This window comes from Streptomyces griseobrunneus (assembly GCF_046713465.1).
Taxonomy (GTDB): domain Bacteria; phylum Actinomycetota; class Actinomycetes; order Streptomycetales; family Streptomycetaceae; genus Streptomyces; species Streptomyces microflavus.
This window is the reverse complement of sequence record NZ_CP177080.1, coordinates 2570541-2586295: the sequence shown is the minus strand read 5'-3', so window position 1 is coordinate 2586295 and position 15755 is coordinate 2570541. Positions and strand designations below refer to the sequence as shown.

11 protein-coding genes are annotated in these 15755 nt (G+C 72.8%); 9 read left to right on the top strand and 2 right to left on the bottom strand.

Translation table 11 applies throughout. The features are described from left to right. Positions 1-147: 147 nt before the first annotated feature. The 9 genes from ACK8N7_RS11275 to moeZ all read left to right on the top strand — a co-directional run bounded on the left by ACK8N7_RS11275 (position 148) and on the right by moeZ (position 12312). Positions 148-1872 (top strand): ABC transporter substrate-binding protein, encoded by a 1725-nt coding sequence (locus ACK8N7_RS11275; protein ID WP_500442103.1) that lies wholly within the window; start codon positions 148-150, stop codon positions 1870-1872. A 2-nt stretch (positions 1873-1874) separates the two neighbouring features. After that, entirely contained in the window at positions 1875-2864 is a 990-nt protein-coding gene (locus ACK8N7_RS11270; RefSeq protein WP_403209518.1) for an ABC transporter permease, read from the top strand. Then, positions 2861-3850: an ABC transporter permease gene (locus tag ACK8N7_RS11265; protein WP_403209519.1), complete on the top strand. Its 990-nt coding sequence runs from the start codon at positions 2861-2863 to the stop codon at positions 3848-3850. The genes ACK8N7_RS11270 and ACK8N7_RS11265 overlap by 4 nt, the downstream gene beginning before the upstream one ends. Continuing rightward, positions 3847-5526, top strand: a complete 1680-nt coding sequence (locus tag ACK8N7_RS11260) for a dipeptide ABC transporter ATP-binding protein (RefSeq protein WP_403209521.1) — start codon at positions 3847-3849, stop codon at positions 5524-5526. The genes ACK8N7_RS11265 and ACK8N7_RS11260 overlap by 4 nt, the downstream gene beginning before the upstream one ends. Positions 5527-5701: 175 nt before the next feature. Next, positions 5702-7636, top strand: coding sequence for a DUF3492 domain-containing protein (locus ACK8N7_RS11255; RefSeq protein ID WP_403209523.1), 1935 nt, complete (start codon positions 5702-5704; stop codon positions 7634-7636). Further along, positions 7629-9083 (top strand): hypothetical protein, encoded by a 1455-nt coding sequence (locus tag ACK8N7_RS11250; RefSeq protein WP_403209525.1) that lies wholly within the window; start codon positions 7629-7631, stop codon positions 9081-9083. The genes ACK8N7_RS11255 and ACK8N7_RS11250 overlap by 8 nt, the downstream gene beginning before the upstream one ends. 187 nt (positions 9084-9270) lie before the next feature. Beyond that, positions 9271-10236, top strand: a complete 966-nt coding sequence (locus tag ACK8N7_RS11245) for an NAD-dependent epimerase/dehydratase family protein (protein WP_031123076.1) — start codon at positions 9271-9273, stop codon at positions 10234-10236. After that, entirely contained in the window at positions 10224-11048 is an 825-nt protein-coding gene (locus ACK8N7_RS11240) for a spherulation-specific family 4 protein (RefSeq protein ID WP_403209528.1), read from the top strand. Before ACK8N7_RS11245 ends, ACK8N7_RS11240 begins: the two co-directional genes overlap by 13 nt. Before the next feature lie 85 nt (positions 11049-11133). Continuing rightward, positions 11134-12312 carry an adenylyltransferase/sulfurtransferase MoeZ gene (moeZ, locus tag ACK8N7_RS11235; RefSeq protein ID WP_015611204.1) on the top strand — a complete coding sequence of 393 codons (1179 nt, stop codon included), beginning with the start codon at positions 11134-11136 and terminating at the stop codon, positions 12310-12312. Positions 12313-12389: 77 nt separating this feature from the next. On the opposite strand, the gene ACK8N7_RS11230 is transcribed toward moeZ, so the two are convergent. Then, positions 12390-13970, bottom strand: a complete 1581-nt coding sequence (locus ACK8N7_RS11230) for an alpha/beta hydrolase (protein ID WP_403209530.1) — start codon at positions 13968-13970, stop codon at positions 12390-12392. Between the two features lie 117 nt (positions 13971-14087). Continuing rightward, positions 14088-15686 (bottom strand): alpha/beta hydrolase, encoded by a 1599-nt coding sequence (locus ACK8N7_RS11225; RefSeq protein ID WP_403209532.1) that lies wholly within the window; start codon positions 15684-15686, stop codon positions 14088-14090. Between the last annotated feature and the right edge of the window lie 69 nt (positions 15687-15755).

The window sequence follows — 15755 nt, the reverse complement described above, 5'->3', positions numbered from 1 at the left end:
CCGCGCCCGGACGTACTCCGTCCGCAGGCGCGGCATTTTCTCTTATTCGGCCTGATTCCTTGAGTCAGGGCCCTCTCCCGCTGTCGCCTGCGTGGATTTCCCCTTTCCCGCTTCATGCACCGCAGCATTCCGAGAGGTCATTTTCCGATGCGTCAACCGTCCGTCATATCGCGCCGCGTGGCAGCGGCCACCGTCACCCTCGTCCTGGCCGCGGGTGCCGCGGCCTGCGGTCCCGAGGACAGCAAGGGCGGCGACAGCGGCTCCGGGGCCGAGGGCAAGCCGCAGAAGGGCGGCACCCTCACCGTCCTGAACAGCAACACCCAGCAGGACTTCGACCCCGCCCGGCTCTACACCTCCGGCGGCGGCAACATCCCCTCCCTCGTCTTCCGCACCCTCACCACCCGCAACCGTGAGGACGGCGCCGAGGGCGCGCAGGTCGTCCCCGACCTCGCCACCGACCTGGGCAAGCCCAACGCGGACGCCACGGTGTGGACGTACACCCTCAAGGACGGCCTGAAGTACGAGGACGGCACCGCGATCACCTCGGCCGACATCAAGTACGGCATCGAGCGCTCCTTCGCCCCCGAACTCTCCGGCGGCGCCCCCTACCTGCGGGACTGGCTCATCGGCGGGGCCGACTACCAGGGCCCGTACAAGGACAAGAAGGGCCTCGACTCCATCGAGGTGCCCGACGACAGGACGATCGTCTTCCGGCTGAACAAGCCCGAGGGCGAGTTCCCCTACCTGGCGACGCAGACCCAGACCACCCCGGTGCCCAAGGCCAAGGACACCGGCACCAAGTACGAGGAGCACCCCGTCTCCTCGGGCCCGTACAAGGTCGTCACCAACGAGAACGACGGCGAGCGCCTCGTCCTGGAGCGCAACCCGCACTGGTCGGCCACGACCGACGAGGAGCGCAAGGCCTACCCCGACCGGATCGACGTCCGCTCCGGCCTCGACTCCGCCGTCATCAACCAGCGGCTCTCCGCCTCCCAGGGGCCCGACGCGGCCGCCGTCACCACCGACACCAACCTCGGCCCGGCCGAACTCGCCAAGGTCAGCAGCGACAAGAAGCTCGCCGCCCGGGTCGGCACCGGCCACTTCGGCTACACCAACTACATCGCCTTCAACCCGAAGGTGAAGCCCTTCGACGATCCGAAGGTGCGCCAGGCGGTCTCGTACGCCATCGACCGCTCCTCCATCGTCAACGCGGCCGGCGGCTCCTCGCTCGCCGAGCCCGCCACCACCTTCCTCCCCGAGCGGGACTCCTTCGGCCACACGCCCTACGACCACTTCCCGGCCGGGAAGACCGGTGACGCGGCGAAGGCGCAGGAGCTGCTGAAGGAGGCCGGGTACGCCAAGGGCCTGACCGTCACCCTCACCCACTCCAACGACAAGGACTTCGAGACCAGCCCGGAGATCGCCACCGCGATCCAGGCCGCCCTCAAGAAGGCCGGCATCACCGTCGAGCTCCAGGGCCTGGAGAGCAACGACTACTCCGACACCATCCACGACGCCAAGAAGGAGCCCGGCTTCTTCCTGGCCCACTGGGGCGCCGACTGGCCCTCCGGCGGTCCCTTCCTCGCCCCGATCTTCGACGGCCGGCAGATCGTCGAGGGCGGCGCCAACTTCAACACCGGTTTCCTGAACGACCCCGAGGTCAACAAGGAGATCGACGAGATCAACAAGCTGACCGACCTGAAGGCCGCCGCCACCCGCTGGGGCGCGCTCGACAAGAAGATCGGTGAGAAGGCGCTGACCGTGCCGCTGTTCCACCCCGTCTACAAGCGGCTGTACGGCCAGGACGTCAAGAACACCGTCATCAGCGACTGGACCGGCGTCCTCGACGTCTCCCAGGTCGCGGTCAAGTAGCCGTGTCGGAAGCCCTGCTGGTCAAGGAGGCGGGAGCGGCGCCGGCCGTCGCCCCCGCCTCCGGGGCCCGGCTGTTCTGGCGGAGGCTGCGCGCCCAGCGCGCGGCCTCCGCCGCGGCCCTCGTCGTCCTCCTGCTCGTCCTGGTCGCCCTCGCCGCGCCGCTGCTCACCGCGCTGGCGGGCCAGGACCCGAACACCTACCACCCCGACCTCGTCGACTCGGCGGCCGGCGGTGTCCCCATCGGCCCCTTCGGCGGCATCAGCGCCGACCACTGGCTCGGCGTCGAACCGCAGACCGGCCGCGACCTGTTCGCCCGGATCGTGTACGGCGCCCGGGTCTCCCTCGGCGTCGCCCTCGTCGCCACCGTCCTGCAGATCACCCTCGGCCTGATCATCGGCCTGGCCGCCGCCCTCGGCAGCCGCCGGGTCGACCAGCTCCTCAGCCGGATCACCGACATCAACGTCGCCCTGCCGATCATGGTCATCGCGCTGGCGCTCCTGGCGATCGTCCCCGAGACCTTTCCCCGGCCAGTCCTGATCGCCCTGGTCATCGGGGGCATCAACTGGGCCGGTACGTCGAAGATCGTGCGGGCCCAGGCGCTCACCCTGAAGTCCCTCGACTTCGTCTCGGCGGCCCGGCTCAGCGGGCGCGGAAAGTGGTCCATCGCCCGCCGCGAGCTGCTGCCCTCGCTCGCCGCCCCCGTGATCACGTACGCCGCCCTGGCCTTCCCCTCCAACATCATCGTCGAGGCGGCCCTCTCCTTCCTCGGCGTCGGCATCAAACCGCCCACCCCGTCCTGGGGCCAGATGCTCACCGAGGCCGACACCTGGTACCAGGCGGCCCCCACGTATCTGCTGCTCCCCGCCGGGCTGCTCTTCGTCACCGTCCTCGCGCTCACCGTCCTCGGCGAGGGCGTCCGCACCGCACTCGACCCGCGCGCCGCCTCCCGGCTGCGCGTGGGCACGAAGCAGACCAAGGAGGACGTGGCGTGACCGGCTTCCTGATCCGGCGGCTGGGCGGGGCCGTCCTCGTCCTGTTCGCCCTGACCGCCATCCTGTACGGGATCTTCTACGTCGCCCCCGGCGATGTCGCCCAGATCGCCTGCGGCCCGCGCTGCTCACCCGCCCAGGTCGCCCAGGTCACCGAGCAGCTGCGGCTGAACGACCCGCTGTACGTGCAGTACGGGCACTTCCTCCAGGGCATCGTCGCCGGGCGCGACTTCTCCACCGGAACCGGTGTGGAGCACTGCTCCGCGCCCTGCCTCGGCGTCTCCTACCAGTCCGACCAGCAGGTCACCCAGCTCATCCTGGTCAAGCTCCCGGTCACCGGCTCGCTGGTCATCGGCGCCTTCGCCGGCTGGCTGCTGCTCGGCGTGGGCACCGGCGTGCTCTCCGCCTGGCGCCGCGGCCGCCTCACCGAACGCGTACTGACCTGGCTGACCCTGGCGGGCGCGGCCACGCCCGTCTTCGTCATCGGGCTGCTGCTCATCATCGTGTTCTGCTCCACCCTCCAGTGGCTCCCCGCCCCCAGTTACGTCCCCTTCGCCGAGGACCCCGAACAGTGGGCCTGGGGGCTGCTGCTGCCCTGGGTGTCGCTGGCGCTGATCGAGTCCGCCAAGTACGCGCGGCTCACCCGCAGCGCCATGCTGGAGACCCTCGCCGAGGACCATGTGCGCACCTTCCGGGCGTACGGGGTCGGGGAGCGGGCCATCATCGGCCGGCACGCGCTCCGGGGCGCGGTGGCGCCCGTCATCGCGCTCAGCGCCCTGGACTTCGGCACGATGTTCGGCGGCGCGGTGCTCACCGAATCCCTCTTCGGAATCCCGGGCATCGGCCGCGAGCTGGTCCACGCGGTCAAGGTCGTCGACCTGCCCGTCGTGGTCGGCATGGTGCTGGTGACCGGCTTCTTCGTCGTCCTCGCCAATGCCCTCGCCGACGTGCTGTACGCGCTGGCCGACCGACGGGTGGTCCTTTCATGACAACGCATGACCTACTGAAGACAACGCGTGAACCCTTGGTGCGCGTCGCCGGTCTCACCGTCGACTTCGGTTCCGTACGGGCCGTCGACGGGCTCTCCTTCACCCTGGAGGCGGGCGGCGCGCTCGCCGTGGTGGGGGAGTCCGGCTCCGGCAAGAGCGCCTCCGCCTACGCCCTGCTCGGCCTGCACCGCGGGACGGGCGCCCGGGTCGGCGGCACGGTCGAGGTCGCCGGTACGGACGTGAACGCGGCCGACGACGCCGGGCTGCGGGCGCTGCGGGGCGCGAAGGCCGCCATGGTCTTCCAGGACCCGCTCTCCTCGCTCGACCCGTACTACCCGGTGGGCGACCAGATCGCCGAGGTCCACCGGGTCCACCACCGCGTCTCCCGCAAGGCGGCACGCGCCCGGGCCGTCGAGGTGCTGGACCGGGTCGGTATCCCGGACGCGGCCCGCCGCTCCCGGCTGCGGCCGCACGAGTTCTCCGGCGGGATGCGGCAGCGGGCGCTCATCGCGATGGCGCTGGCCTGCGAGCCGCAGCTGATCGTGGCGGACGAGCCGACGACCGCGCTCGACGTGACCGTGCAGGCCCAGATCCTGGACCTGCTGCACACCCTGCGCCAGGAGACCGGCATGGGGCTGCTGCTGGTCACCCATGACGTAGGGGTGGCCGCCGAGAGCGTGGACGACGTGCTCGTCATGCGGGAGGGCCGCGAGGTGGAGCGCGGGCCGGTGGCCAGGGTCCTCGGGTCGCCGCGCGAGGCGTACACGAAGGAGCTGCTGGCGGCGGTGCCGAGGGTGGAGACCCGGCGGGTGGTGCCGGTGCCCTCGCCGCGTGCCCAGGAAGCCTCCGTACCCCTGCTCGAAGCCGTCGGCCTGCGGCGCGAGTTCGGCCGGGGGAGCGGGAAGGCCGTCGCCGTGGGCGGGGTCTCGCTCACCGTGCACGCCGGGCAGACGCTCGGCATCGTCGGGGAGAGCGGCAGCGGCAAGACCACGCTCGGCCGGATGCTGGTGCGCCTGCTGGACCCGACTGCGGGTCGGCTCCGTTACAGGGGTACGGAGATCGGCTCGCTGTCGGAGAAGGATCTGCGGCCCTTCCGGCGCGAGCTCCAGATGGTGTTCCAGGACCCCGTCGCCTCGCTCAACCCGCGCCGCTCGGTCGGTGAGTCCGTGGCCGACCCGCTGCGGGCCGCGGGGGAGGGCGACGAGGGGCGCATCCGGGACCGGGTGGGCGCACTCCTGGAGCGCGTCGGGCTCGACCCGGCGCACTTCGAGCGCTACCCGCACGAGTTCAGCGGCGGACAGCGCCAGCGCATCGGGATCGCCCGCGCCCTGGCCGCCGAGCCGAAGGTCATCGTCTGCGACGAACCGGTCTCCGCGCTCGACGTCACCACCCAGGCCCAGGTCGTCGCGCTCCTCGCCGAACTCCAGCGCGAGCTGGGGATCGGCCTGGTCTTCATCGCCCACGACCTCGCCGTGGTCCGGCAGGTCAGTGACCGGGTCGCGGTGATGCGCGGCGGCCTGATCGTCGAACAGGGCAGCGCCGACGAGGTGTACGGAGACCCCCGCGACCCGTACACGAAGCAGCTGCTGGCGGCCGTTCCGGCGCTCGACCCCGGGCTCGCGGCGGCCCGCCGGGCGGCCCGCCGGGCGGCCCGCAAGGAGCTGGCCGCAGCCTGACCCTCCGTAACAACCGACCGCCTTATCGCGACGGAACGCGACCCGGCCGGGAAAGTTACGACGGTTCACCCCTTTCGGTGGTCCGTCGCGCCACCGGCGTATCCGCTTACGGTCGTCCCGCTGCGAGTCGCCGTTCCAACGGCGGCCGCCCACAAGGGAGATCGGGGGTGTACTCATGCGGATCGGACTGCTCACCGACGGTGGTTATCCGTATGCGACCGGTGAGTCCAGACTCTGGTGCGACCGACTGGTGCGCGGCCTGCCGCAGCACGAGTTCGACCTCTTCGCGCTGAGCCGCTCCGCCCATCAGGAGGACCAGGGCTGGGTCAGACTGCCGCACCACGTCAGCCGGGTGCGCACCGCGCCGCTCTGGACCCCCGAGGACGGCACCCTGCGTGGCAGCGGTGAACCCCGCCTGCTCGCCAGGCTGGTGACCGGTGGAGGCGTCTCCTTCGGGCGGCGCGACCGCAGGCGCTTCGCCGGCCACCTCACCGCCCTCGCCACCGCGATCTGCGCCACCGAGGACGCGGGCCCGGACCCGGCCACCGGCGACGGGCCCGGCGCGGAGCTGTTCACCGAGGGGCTCTACGGTCTGGCCGAGCTGGCCCGGGAGCGCGGCGGACTCCACCTCGCCCTGCGCTCCGAGACCACCGTCCGGATCCTGGAGGCCGCCTCCCGCGCCCGTGGCACCGGCCGGACCGTGCAGAGCGCCACCGTCGTGGACCACCTCGCCTTCGCCGCCGAGCTGGAGCGCGTCCTGCGCCCCCTCTCCCTCGACTGGTACGACCAGGAGAGCCTCGGCGCGGTCGACCTCTGCCACGCCGCCTCCGGCGGGGCGGCCGCGCTCCCGGGACTGCTGGCCAAACGCTTCTTCGGGGTGCCGCTCCTGGTCACCGAGCACGGCGTGCAGCTCCGTACGCACTACCTCTCCGCGCCCGACGCGCCCTTCGGCGCCCCCGTGCGCGCCCTCCTCGCCAACTTCCACGCCCAACTGGCCGCCGAGGTCTACCGGCAGGCCGCGATCGTCACCGCCGGCAACACCCACGTCCGCCGCTGGCAGCAGCGGTGCGGCGCCGACCCGGCCGAGCAGCGCACCGTCTACCCGGGCATGGCAGCCGAACGCTTCTCCCCGGTCGGCGAGGACGACGACGAGGGCGGCCCGGACACCCTGGTCTGGGTCGGCCGGATCGAGCCCGCCAAGGACCTGATCGCCCTGCTGCACGCCTTCGCCGAGGTCCGCCGCGCCGAGCCGGACGCCCGGCTGCGGATCTTCGGCGCCCCGGCCGAGGGCGACGAGGCCACCACGTACCTCGCGCACTGCCGGGCGCTGGCCGCCCAGCTCTTCCCCGACGAGGCCACCGGCGCCCATGCCGAGGGCGTCAGCCCGGTCACCTTCGAGGAGATCGGCGGCCCCGAGGTCCCCGACCTCGCCGAGGCGTACGCGGCGGGCGGTGTGATCGTGCTCTCCAGCGTGGTCGAAGGCTTCCCGATCAGCCTCGTCGAGTCGATGTTCTGCGGCCGGGCCACGGTCTCCACGGACGTGGGAGCCGTCGTCGAAGTCATCGGCGGCACCGGCCTGGTGGTGCCCCCGCGCAACCCCAGGGCGCTCGCGGACGCCTGTATCGCGCTGCTGCGCGACCCCGAGCGCCGGGCGCGGCTGGGAGCGGCGGCGCGGGCCCGCGCGGTCGAACTCTTCACCGTCGAACAGAACCTCGCGGCATTTCGCGGCATTTACCTGGAGCTGATCTCGCACGCCCCGGTGCGCCGGGAGGCCGACGCGGTGGACGCCGACGGCGAGCCCCTGCTCTTCGCCACCCCTGCGGAGGCCCGGCTGCTGGGCCACTGGACCCAGCCGCAGCCTCCGGCCACCGGAGCCCGGTCGCCCAGCTGGGCCGCCGGGGCGGAGCCGCAGGGGGCGGGGGCGGAGTGCGCCGGGGAGCTGGAGCCGGTGGCCGCCGGGCAGCCGGGCCGCTCCCCGCATCGCGAGCCTGCCCCGGGGCCCGGCCCGGCCCCGGCCCTGAGTCAGGCCCCGGAGCCCGTTGCCGCCCGCCGGTCCGGGCCGGCCCGGGAGCCCGCGTGCGTCTGCGGACCGGGGGACGGCGATGCGTGACCACCCGATCCGCCCCGACCACGGAGAAGACCACCCGATGCCCTGTCCGGAAGCCACCACCGCGCCTGCCGCTCCGGCCCCCGCCGCGCCCTCGGGTGACCCCGGGCCGGCGGAAGCACCTCTCGTCGGGGTCGCGGTTGCTGGGTCCGGCGGGTCCGGGGTCTCCGGGTCCGCCGGAGCCTCCGCGTCCGCCGGGTCCGGAACCTCCACGTCCGCCGGGTCCGTCGCGTCCGGAGCCTCCGTGCCCTCCGGAGCCTCCGGGGCAGCCCGGTCCGTCGCACCCGCCGGAGCCTCCGCGTCCGCCACCCCCCTCCCCGACCGCCCCGCCGAGATCCCGGCGCGCGCGCCGCAGCGCAGGCCCGCCACCCCCGCGCGCCGGGGCCCCGCCGACCCGGTGAAGTCCCTGATGCACCACCACCGCGACCTGTGCGAACGGGCCGTGAGCCCGCTGGAGATCGCCGCCGGTCTTGAGGCCCACGGCCTCACCGACCGCACCGCCGCCCGCTACCGCCACCGGGACGTGTTCGCGCTCGCCGAGGAGCTGTACGCCCGCACCCCGGCCCGGCCCGCCGGGTCCGCCGTGGCCGCGCCCCCGCCCCCCGGGCCCGACACCGAGGCCCGCGCCGGGTGGACGCTGCTCGCGCTGCTGCCCGGCGCCGCCTGCCTCGCCACCGCCGGGCTGCTCCTGGTCACCGAAGGGGCGCTCGGCGGGGGAGCGCGGGCCACCGTGAGCGTCACCGGCGCACTTCTGGCGTGCCTTGCGCTCCGGCTCTGCCTGGGCCGGGGCCCGCTGCGCGCCCCCGAAGGAGCGGGGCGCGCCGGGATGTACGCCTGCTGGCTCCTGAGCTTCGCGGTCTGGGGCGAGGGGCTGATCGCCCAGGTCGTCAGCGGCGGCCCGGACGGCCCGTGGGAGGCCGCACCCGCCCCGCTGCTCGGGCTCACCGCGGCCGTCGCCCCGGCAGCCTGGTGCGCGCACTTCTTCACCGTCCAGGCCCACCGCAAACTCACCGGCAGCCGCGCACTGGAGGAGTTCGGCGCGGGAGTGCGCCCCCTGCTCCTGGCCGCCGTCGTCCTCTTCCTCTGCGCTCTGCTGCCCCTGCTGTTCCTGGCCGACCTCGGCCTCGGCGGCACGGGGACGCCGGTCTCCGCCGCCGCCCTCGGGGTCCTGTTCTTCCTGGCCCGGCTGCTCGCCGCGCACGGACTGCCCGAGCCGGGCACCGTCGCGCTCGCCGCCGCCTGCGCCGTGGAGGCCGCCGCCCCCGCGCTCGTCCTCGCCGGACGGCTGCCCGGCCTCGAACCGCTGGCCCGGCCCGTGCACGCCCTCGTCGCGGCGGGCGGCCCCGGAGCCGTACCCGCCCTCGCCTGCGGCGCGGCGGCCCTGGGGCTCCTGCTCCACGCCTCCGCCGCCCTCTCCCGGGCTTCCGCCCACACCCACACCAGGGCGTGACCGCCCCACCGACGTACCACCCACCACCGCACCACCCACCACCGCACAAATCCCGCGGAGCCGACGCCGCGGGCCCTGTCCGACACCGCACGAACCGACTGACCGACTGACCGACCAAGGAGTAACCCGCCATGACCCCCCAGTCCCCCGCACCGGCAGCCCGCCGTCGGCACCGAGGCGGTGCGCGATGAGGGTGCTGCTGCTCGGAGCCAACGGATTCCTCGGCCGCTTCGTCGCCGACCGTCTGCTCGCCGACCCCGCTGTCCACCTCACGGCCCTCGGCCGCGGCGACGACGCCGACGTCCGGTTCGACCTCGCGGGCGGCAGCCCGGGAGCCCTCACCCGCTTCCTGGACGCCGTCCACCCCGGAGTCGTCGTCAACTGCGCGGGCGCCACCCGCGGCGGCGCCCGGGACCTCACCCGCCACAACACCGTCGCCGTCGCCACCGTCTGCGAGGCCCTGCGCCGCAGCGGCTGCGGCGCCCGGCTCGTCCAGGTCGGCTGCGCCTCCGAGTACGGCCCCTCGCAGCCCGGCTCCTCCACCGCCGAGGACGCCATCCCGCGCCCCGGCGGCCCGTACGGTGTCAGCAAGCTCGCCGCCACCGAACTGGTACTGGGCTCCGGCCTCGACGCCGTCGTGCTCCGGGTCTTCTCGCCCGTCGGCCCCGGCACCCCGGCCGGCTCCCCGCTCGGCCGGCTCGCCGAGGCGATGCGCCGGGCCATGCAGTCCGGCGACGGTGAGCTCAAGCTCAGCGGCCTCGGCGTGCAGCGGGACTTCGTCGACGTACGGGATGTGGCGCGGGCCGTCCACGCCGCCTCGCTCTCCGCCGCCCAGGGTGTCGTCAACATCGGCACCGGGCGCGCCGTCCGCCTCCGCGACGCCGCCGCCGTACTCGCGAGAGTCGCCGGGTACGCGGGCGCACTCCACGAGTTGGACACGCCCCCCGCGCGCCTGCCGATCGGCGCCCCGCGCACCTCCGCCGAATCGGTGATGGAGCACCTTTCCGCCACCCCGTCCCCCTACCCGGACGGCTGCGGGGCCTGGCAGCAGGCCGACGTCCGCACCGCGCGGGACCGGCTCGGCTGGCGCCCCCGGATCAACCTGGAGGAGTCCCTCGCGGACATCTGGATGGAGGCGGCATGCCGTATCTGACCGCCCCCGCCGACGCCCGCAGGACCGCGGGCGGCGAACAGTTCGGCTTCGGCGTCCCCGGCTACGCCCACCCGCTGCTCGCCCCCGCCGAGTGGGCCGAGCTGGTCCGCCCCGGCACCCCGCTGCACTGGGCCGTCCTGAACATCGCGGACGGCCCCGGCACCCGGCCCGACCCGCACTGCCTGGAGGCCGCGGGCAGACTCCGCAACGCCCGGGAGCGTGCCCTGCACGGCGAGGCCCCGGACGACTCCGTACGCGCCTGCGGCGGCCGGCTCCTGGGCCACCTCGATCTGGGCTACGGCGGGCGGCCGTTCGACGAGCTGATCTCCGACGCCCGGGCCTTCATCGACTGGTACCGGGTCGGCGGCTTCTATCTGGCCCGCTGCCCCGCCGAGCGGGCGGAACTGCCCGCCGTCCGCCGTCTCACCGGCACACTCCACGCCCTGCTGGCGGAGAGCGACAGCGCGGACGACGGCGGCCGCCTGGTCCTGGGCCACGGCGTCCACCCGCATCCCGGCTATGCGGAGGCGGCCGACCAACTGGTCACCTTCCAGGGCCCGTGGACCGACTACCGCTGGTCACAGGTGGCCGAGTGGACGGCGGACTACCCGCCGGAGCGGTTCGCGCACTTCGTCCACGGGGTGCCACGCACCCATCTCGTCGAGGCGATGCGCATCGCCCGCTGGCAGGGCGCCGGGACGATCTTCTTCACGGACCGGGACGGACGGAGCGGACAAACCGATCCATTCGCGGCGCTGCCCAGGTACTGGGACGAAATCGTCTCGCGGATCGGACCCGGTATCTCGGAATGAGAGCGGGCGTGGCAGTGTTACCGGAAGAACAACCGTACGTAGTCGAAGTACGTAAAATCCGACCACCTGCATTGTTGAGGTTCCTGTGTCGCTGCCACCCCTGGTCGAGCCAGCTGCTGAGCTCACCGTCGACGAGGTCCGCAGGTACTCCCGCCACCTGATCATCCCGGATGTCGGGATGGACGGGCAGAAGCGCCTGAAGAACGCCAAGGTGCTCTGTGTGGGCGCCGGCGGTCTCGGCTCGCCGGCCCTGATGTACCTGGCCGCGGCCGGTGTCGGCACGCTGGGCATCGTGGAGTTCGACGAGGTCGACGAGTCGAACCTGCAGCGCCAGATCATCCACAGCCAGGCCGACATCGGCCGGTCCAAGGCGCAGTCCGCCAAGGACTCCGTGCTGGGCATCAACCCGTACGTCAACGTGGTCCTTCACGAAGAGCGGCTCGAAGCCGAGAACGTGAAGGAGATCTTCGCGCAGTACGACCTGATCGTGGACGGCACGGACAACTTCGCCACCCGCTATCTGGTCAACGACGCGGCGGTGCTGCTGAACAAGCCGTACGTGTGGGGCTCCATCTACCGCTTCGACGGCCAGGCCTCCGTGTTCTGGTCCGAGCACGGCCCCTGCTACCGCTGCCTCTACCCGGAGCCCCCGCCGCCGGGCATGGTCCCCTCCTGCGCCGAGGGCGGCGTGCTGGGTGTCCTGTGCGCATCGGTCGGCTCGATCCAGGTGACCGAGGCGATCAAGCTGCTCGCCGGCATCGGTGACCCGCTGGTCGGCCGCCTGATGATCTACGACGCCCTGGAGATGCAGTACCGCCAGGTCAAGGTCCGCAAGGACCCCGACTGCGCGGTCTGCGGCGAGAACCCGACCGTCACCGAGCTCATCGACTACGAGGCCTTCTGCGGCGTCGTGTCCGAGGAGGCCCAGGAGGCGGCGGCCGGCTCCACGATCACTCCCAAGCAGCTCAAGGAGTGGATCGACGCGGACGAGAAGATCGAGATCATCGACGTCCGCGAGCCGAACGAGTACGAGATCGTCTCGATCCCCGGCGCGAAGCTGATCCCGAAGAACGAGTTCCTCATGGGCAACGCCCTCCAGGACCTCCCGCAGGACCGCCGTATCGTCCTGCACTGCAAGACGGGCGTCCGCAGCGCCGAGGTCCTCGCGGTCCTCAAGTCGGCGGGCTTCGCCGACTCGGTGCACGTCGGCGGCGGCGTGATCGGCTGGGTCAACCAGATCGAGCCCGAGAAGCCGATCTACTAGAACCCCGCGCAGTACATACGGAGAAGGGGCCGGTCCACCTGGTGTGGACCGGCCCCTTCTCCATGCACGGGGCCCGGTTACGAGCAGGTCGTGCCGTCCTCCGGAACCTTCCCGTCCAGGAAGTAGTCGTCCACCGTCGAGGTCACACAGTCGCCCTGGCCGTAAGCCCCGTGCCCCTCGCCCTTGTTGGTCAGCATGATGCCGACGCCCTTGCCCAGCTCGTCCGCCATCCGCTGCGCGCCCTCGTACGGGGTGGCCGGGTCGCCTGTCGTCCCGATGACCAGGATCGGGCCCGCGCCCGGTGCACTGGTCTCCGGCGTCTCGTGCTCCCCGTCGACCGGCCACTGGGCGCACCAGCCCGCCGTGTCCCAGGCCAGGAACGGCCCGAACACGGGGGAGAGCCTGCGGAACTCCGGCAGCAGCGCGCGGGCCTCGTCCACCGTGGGGCGGGCCTTGGAGTCGGCGCAGGAGATGGCCCGCTGGGAGTGGCTCTGGGTGTCGTACCGCCCCTGCTCGTCCCGCCCGTTGTACGAGTCGGCGAGCCGGAGGAGGCCGTCGCCCGTGCCCTTGTTCTCCGCCTCGTCCAGAGCGGCCGTCAGCGTGGGCCAGCCGGACTTCGAGTAGAGCGGGGTGACGATGCCGGTGATGGCGAGGGACTCGGTCAGCTCACGGCCCGATGCGGTCGGCAGCGGCTTCCTGTCGATCCGGACCAGCAGCCGGGCGATGCGCTCCGAGCCCGCCTTCGGGTCCTGGCCGCGGTCCTTGAGGTAGTTCTCCAGTGCCCGCTGGAAGCCCGTCGCCTGGTTGCGGGCGTGCCCGATGCCGTCGGCCGTGGGGTCGACCACCGCGTCCAGCACGGTGCGCCCCACGTTCTGCGGGAAGAGGTGCGCGTACGTCCCGCCCAGCTCCGTACCGTAGGAGAAGCCGAAATACGACAGCTTGCCGTCGCCGAGCACCTGGCGGATCAGGTCCAGGTCGCGGGCCGCGTCGGACGTGCCGACGTGCGGGAGGACCTTGCCCGACCGGCGCTGGCAGCCCGCGCCGAAGTCCGCGCCGTCCTTGACGAACGCCGCCTCCTCGGTCGCGGTGTCCGGGGTCAGGTCGACGCTCCGGGCTGCCTGTTCCTGTTCCTCGTCGGTGCGGCAGTTCACCCCGGAGCTGGCCGCCACCCCGCGCGGATCGAAGCCCACGAGGTCGTAGCGGGAGTTGAGCTTCCCGTACGAGGAGGCCGCGCGCGGCAGTATGTCCACGCCCGAACCGCCCGGGCCGCCGAAGTTGAACAGCATCGAGCCGATCCGGCGGTCCGTGTCGCGGGCCTGCTTGCGGATCAGCGCGATGGAGATGGTCTCGCCGGACGGCTTCGCGTAGTCCAGGGGCACTTCGACGCTCGTACAGCGCCAGGCGGAGCCGGGTGCGCTGCCGCCGCGCGGGGCCTCGCAGCGCTGCCAGTCGGGGCGCTGGGAGGTCAGGGCGGCGGGCAGGGGCGGGGTCTTCGGCGTCTCCTTCAGGTCCGGCGAGGGCGAGGCGGACACTTCACCGGGGCGGCCGTCCGCGGTCGCGGAAGGTTCTGGCTCCGTGGACAGCAGGCCGCAGCCGGCGAGCAGCCCCGCCGCCAGCAGACCCGCTCCCGCCCGTACGGCCCGTCGGTGCGCACGCATGATCCGGCTTCCCTCCCCGTGGCCCGAAGCCGGTGGTATGCGTCGGGCACTTGTGATGTTCCGCCATGCTAATCGGCGCCTCTGACAGGGCGTCGGGAGCTGGGTCACAAGAAGGGATCACTCGCAGACGGTGCCGGACTTCGGCACCGTACCGTTCAGGAGATAGCCGTCGACGGCCCCCTGCACGCACGTGTTCTTACTGTTGTACGCGCCGTGGCCCTCGCCCTTGTACGTCAGCTCGACGCCCACTCCCTTGCCGAGTTTCTCCACCATGGCCTTCGCGCCCGCGTACGGGGTCGCCGGGTCACCGGTGTTGCCGATGACCAGGATCGGCGCGGAGCCGGGGGCGCTGACGTCCGGGGTCACCCAGGCGCCCGCGACCGGCCAGCCGGTGCAGCCCATCAGGCCCCAGCCCAGGTACTCCCCGAACATCGGTGACGCCTTGCGGAAGGCGGGCAGGGCCGCCTTCGTCTGCTCCAGGCTGAAGCGCTGCTTGTTGTCGGCACAGTTGATCGCGATGTTGGCGGCGTTGGAGTTGTCGTACCGCCCGTCGTCGGAGCGGCCGTTCAGCGAGTCGGCCAGGGCGAGCAGCAGGGCGCCTTCACCGCCGTCGGCCTCGTCCAGCCCCTGCTCCAGCAGCGGCCAGGTCTCCTTGGAGTAGAGCGCGGAGGCGATGCCGGTGGTGGCCAGCGTCTGGGTCAGGACCCGGTCGCCGAGCCCGTCGACCGGCTCCTTCTCCAGCTTCGCCAGCAAGTCGGCGATCCACTCCTCGACCTCCTCGCCGGTGGCGCCGGGCAGGGCGCACGTGTCACCGCGGTCCGCGCAGTCCTTCGTGAAGTTGTCGAAGGCGAGCTGGAACCCCTGGGCCTGGCCGAGGGAGGACTGCTCGGCGTCCTTCGTGGGGTCGACCACCGCGTCGAAGACCGCCCGGCCGACCTTGTCCGGGAAGAGGTGGGCGTAGACGCCGCCGAGCTCGGTGCCGTAGGAGATGCCGAAGTAGTGCAGCTTGTCGTCGCCGAGCACCGAGCGCATCAGGTCCATGTCGCGGGCGGCGTTCGGCGTGCCCACATAGGGGAGTTCGGGGCCCGAGTTCTTCTTGCACGTGGCGATGAAGTCCTTCTGGCCCTGGACGAACTCCTTCTCCTCCACCGCGTCGTCGGGTGTGGAGTCCTCCTGGTAGAGGGCGTCCAGCTGGGCGTCGTCCGCGCACTCCACGCCCTCGCTGCGCCCCACCCCGCGCGGGTCGAAGCTCACCAGGTCGTACCGGGTGCGGAGCTTGTCGTAGTCCGCGCCGAAGGCCGGCAGGGTCGCGACACCGGACGCGCCGGGCCCGCCGAAGTTGAACAGGAGCGACCCGATCCGCCGCTTCTGGTCCTTGGCCTTGCCCCGGATCAGGGCCAGCTCGATCGTCCGGCCGTCCGGCTCCGCGTAATCCAGCGGTACGTCCATGAAGGAGCACTCCCAGACCGCGCCGCCGGGCAGCGGTGACGGCGACTCACCACCGCCCTGCGCCACGTTCGGCGCCGGGCAGGGAGACCAGTCCAGCTTCTGCGACGCCAGCTCCTTCGAGGTGGCGGTGGGGGAGGCGGTGGAGGCCCCGGTGGGCGTCGAGCCCTCTCCGCCCGAGTCGTCGCCGTCCGAGCAGCCGGCCAGGGGCAGGAGCACCGTGGCGGTGGCGGCGAGGGCGGCGGCACGCAGAGCGGGGGAAGTCCTCATGCGTTCCATCGTGCGGCGGGGCGGCGGGGAGCGCGCTGGGGCGCGGTCCATGCGGGTGGTGCGCCCTGC